Raw genomic sequence first — 2,432 nt, 5'->3', positions numbered from 1 at the left:
GCCACCGCGGCAGTCACCGCTCTCGCGGCGGCGGCGGGGGCGTGGGCCGTGCGAGTCCACGACGTCCCGCCGAGCGCCGACGCCGTACGGGTGACGGCCGCCTGGGCGGCCGGAGGGGTGGAGGAAGGCTGATGGCGGACCGGATCGAACTGAGGGGCCTGCGGGTCCGTGGCAACCACGGTGTCTTCGAGCACGAGAGACGCGACGGCCAGGACTTCCTCGTGGACCTGGTCCTGTGGACCGACTTCACCGCGGCCGCGGCGTCCGATGACCTCGCCGACACGGTCGACTACGGTGCGCTGGCGCTCTTCGCCCGCGACGTGGTGTCCGGGGCCCCCCGCGACCTGATCGAGACGGTGGCCTCGCAGATCGCCGACGGGATCATGGACCTGGCCCCGCAGGCACACGCGGTCGAGGTGACGCTGCACAAGCCGCAGGCCCCCATCCCGGCCGAGTTCGCGGACGTCGCGGTGGTGGCCCGACGCTCGCGTGTCCACGTCGACGGCCCGGGTGTGGACCGGTGACCTGTCGGGCCGTGCTGTCGATCGGCGGAAACCAGGGGGATTCTCTCGACCTGCTCCGTGGGGCGGTGGCCGCCGCCGCCCGGGAGGGCATCCTTCGTCGCGTCTCCTCCGTCTACGCGACCCCACCGTGGGGCGGGGTGGAGCAGGACGACTTCCTCAACGCGGTCCTCGTCGTCGACCACCCCGGGTCCCCCCACGACGTGCTCGACTGGGGCTTCGCACGGGAGCGCGCCGCCGGCCGCACGCGCGAGGTCCGTTGGGGGCCGAGGTCCCTCGATGTGGACGTGGTGTCGGCGGAGGTCGACGGGACACCGGTGCACTCCCGGGACGAGTCCCTGACCCTGCCCCACCCGCGCGCCGCCGAGCGCGCGTTCGTCCTGGTCCCGTGGTCGGAGGTCGAGCCCGGGGCCCGGCTCGACGGCCTCGCTCTCACCGACCACCTCGACGCCCTGGACCCCGCCGAGGTCGCCGCGGTCCGCCGGACGCACGACCGGCTGGCCCCCGAAGGGTGGAGCCGCTGACATGGCTCGCATCGCGGTGTCCACCCTCGTCCTGGTCGCACTCGTCGCCGGTGTGGCCGCCTACTTCCTGACCGGTTCGCTGCTCGGGTCGCTGCCGCCCCTCGGGTGGGGATGGGTCACGCTCCCGGTGGTGGCGGTGATCGACGTGCTGCTTGCGCTCCGGATCCGGTCCGCGATCTCCGACGGCGGGGTCGGTCAGGACCGCAGTCAGATGCACCCGTTGACGATCGCGCGGTGCGCAGCCCTCGGGCAGGCGTCGGCCGTGCTGGGGGCCGCGGCCGGAGGTCTGGGCGTCGGACTCGTCCTCTACTTCGCACCGAGGTTGGGTGAGCTGGCGGCGGCCAGCGCCGAGCTGCCGTCGTCCGTGGCGGTGCTGGTGTCCGGGGCGCTGCTCGTGGGGGCAGGTCTGTTCCTCGAGTCGTCGTGCGAGACCCCGCCCTCCGACGATGACGTGGGGGGACTGGCCCAGTCGACCTGAGCGGATCGAGCGGTCAGCAGACGGCGGGCATCTGGAGGAACACGCGCTGGTTGCCCGTGTGACTAGTGGTTCTCTGCGTATCATGCGGGGCATGAGTTCCGACGGCGCGATCGACAAGCCCCGATCCGTCCGCCCCGTCCGCGGCGACGACCGCGGCCTGGCGGGGATCGCTCTCGGGGCGCTCCTGGTGCTGGCACTCATCGCGACCGTGGTGATGGTCTTCTCCGACAATCCGGTGTGGATGCGGATCGGCACTCTCTCGGCACTCTGGGCGGCGTTCATCGGGGCGTTCCTCGTGGCCCGCTACCGGCGGCAGGCGGCGGCCGAGGCGGCCAGGGTCCGCGACCTGCACACCGTGTACGAACTGCAGCTCGAACGCGAGATCTCCGCCCGCCGCGAGCACGAGCTCGTGGTGGAGAAGGACCTGCGCGACTCCGTGCGTGCGGAGACCACCGACTCCATCCACGCGCTCCGCCACGAGATCGCCGCGTTGCGGGAGCAGCTCGGGCAGATGGGCGTCACCCTGACCGACGAGCGTCTCGCCGTGGGTGGTGACACCACAGCAGGGGAGCTCGGCGCCGGGTCGTCACTGCCATCGGTGCCGTCCGAGCGCGTCGAACCACGTCGTCGAGCACCGGAATCGACCCTGACACCCCCGTTCGGGACCTCTCCATCGGGTCGCGCCTCGACCACTCCCGCCTCGACCACTCCCGCCTCGAGCAGCCCCGCGTCGTCCGGCAAGGCCGGTTCGACCCCGCCCGCCTCGTCGAGCCCCTCCGGCCCGGTGCGCCCCCGGCCGTCGACGCCCGAGCCGACCGTCACCGGGGTCGGTCGTGACGTCACACCCAGCACCGAGCGCACCGAGAAGTTCTCGCCGGTCGAGGCGGGGGAGTCCCGCCCCGCCGGCTC

At 73.0% G+C, this 2,432-nt stretch carries 4 protein-coding genes; all 4 read left to right on the top strand.

All coding sequences use genetic code 11. From position 1 onward, the window contains the following. Nucleotides 1–131: 131 nt before the first annotated feature. Nucleotides 132–524, top strand: coding sequence for a dihydroneopterin aldolase (gene folB, locus G6022_RS13435; protein WP_179524474.1), 393 nt, complete (start codon nt 132–134; stop codon nt 522–524). Then, nucleotides 521–1,045 (top strand): 2-amino-4-hydroxy-6-hydroxymethyldihydropteridine diphosphokinase, encoded by a 525-nt coding sequence (folK, locus tag G6022_RS13430; protein ID WP_182691756.1) that lies wholly within the window; start codon nt 521–523, stop codon nt 1,043–1,045. The genes folB and folK overlap by 4 nt, the downstream gene beginning before the upstream one ends. 1 nt (nt 1,046) lies before the next feature. Further along, nucleotides 1,047–1,523, top strand: coding sequence for a DUF3180 domain-containing protein (locus tag G6022_RS13425; RefSeq protein WP_182639311.1), 477 nt, complete (start codon nt 1,047–1,049; stop codon nt 1,521–1,523). A gap of 91 nt (nt 1,524–1,614) precedes the next feature. Further along, the coding region (locus G6022_RS13420; RefSeq protein ID WP_182691755.1) for a DUF6779 domain-containing protein at nt 1,615–2,432 on the top strand (818 nt) is incomplete at its 3' end.

It is taken from the genome of Dietzia sp. Cai40 (genome assembly GCF_014145165.1).
GTDB classification, from domain to species: domain Bacteria; phylum Actinomycetota; class Actinomycetes; order Mycobacteriales; family Mycobacteriaceae; genus Dietzia; species Dietzia natronolimnaea.
This window is presented reverse-complemented; position numbering and strand designations above follow the sequence as displayed.

Coding starts and splice junctions, on each gene's coding strand:
- folB (WP_179524474.1), top strand. CDS start 132: ATGGCGGACCGGATCGAACTGAGGGGCCTGCGGGTCCGTGGCAACCAC.
- G6022_RS13425 (WP_182639311.1), top strand. CDS start 1,047: ATGGCTCGCATCGCGGTGTCCACCCTCGTCCTGGTCGCACTCGTCGCC.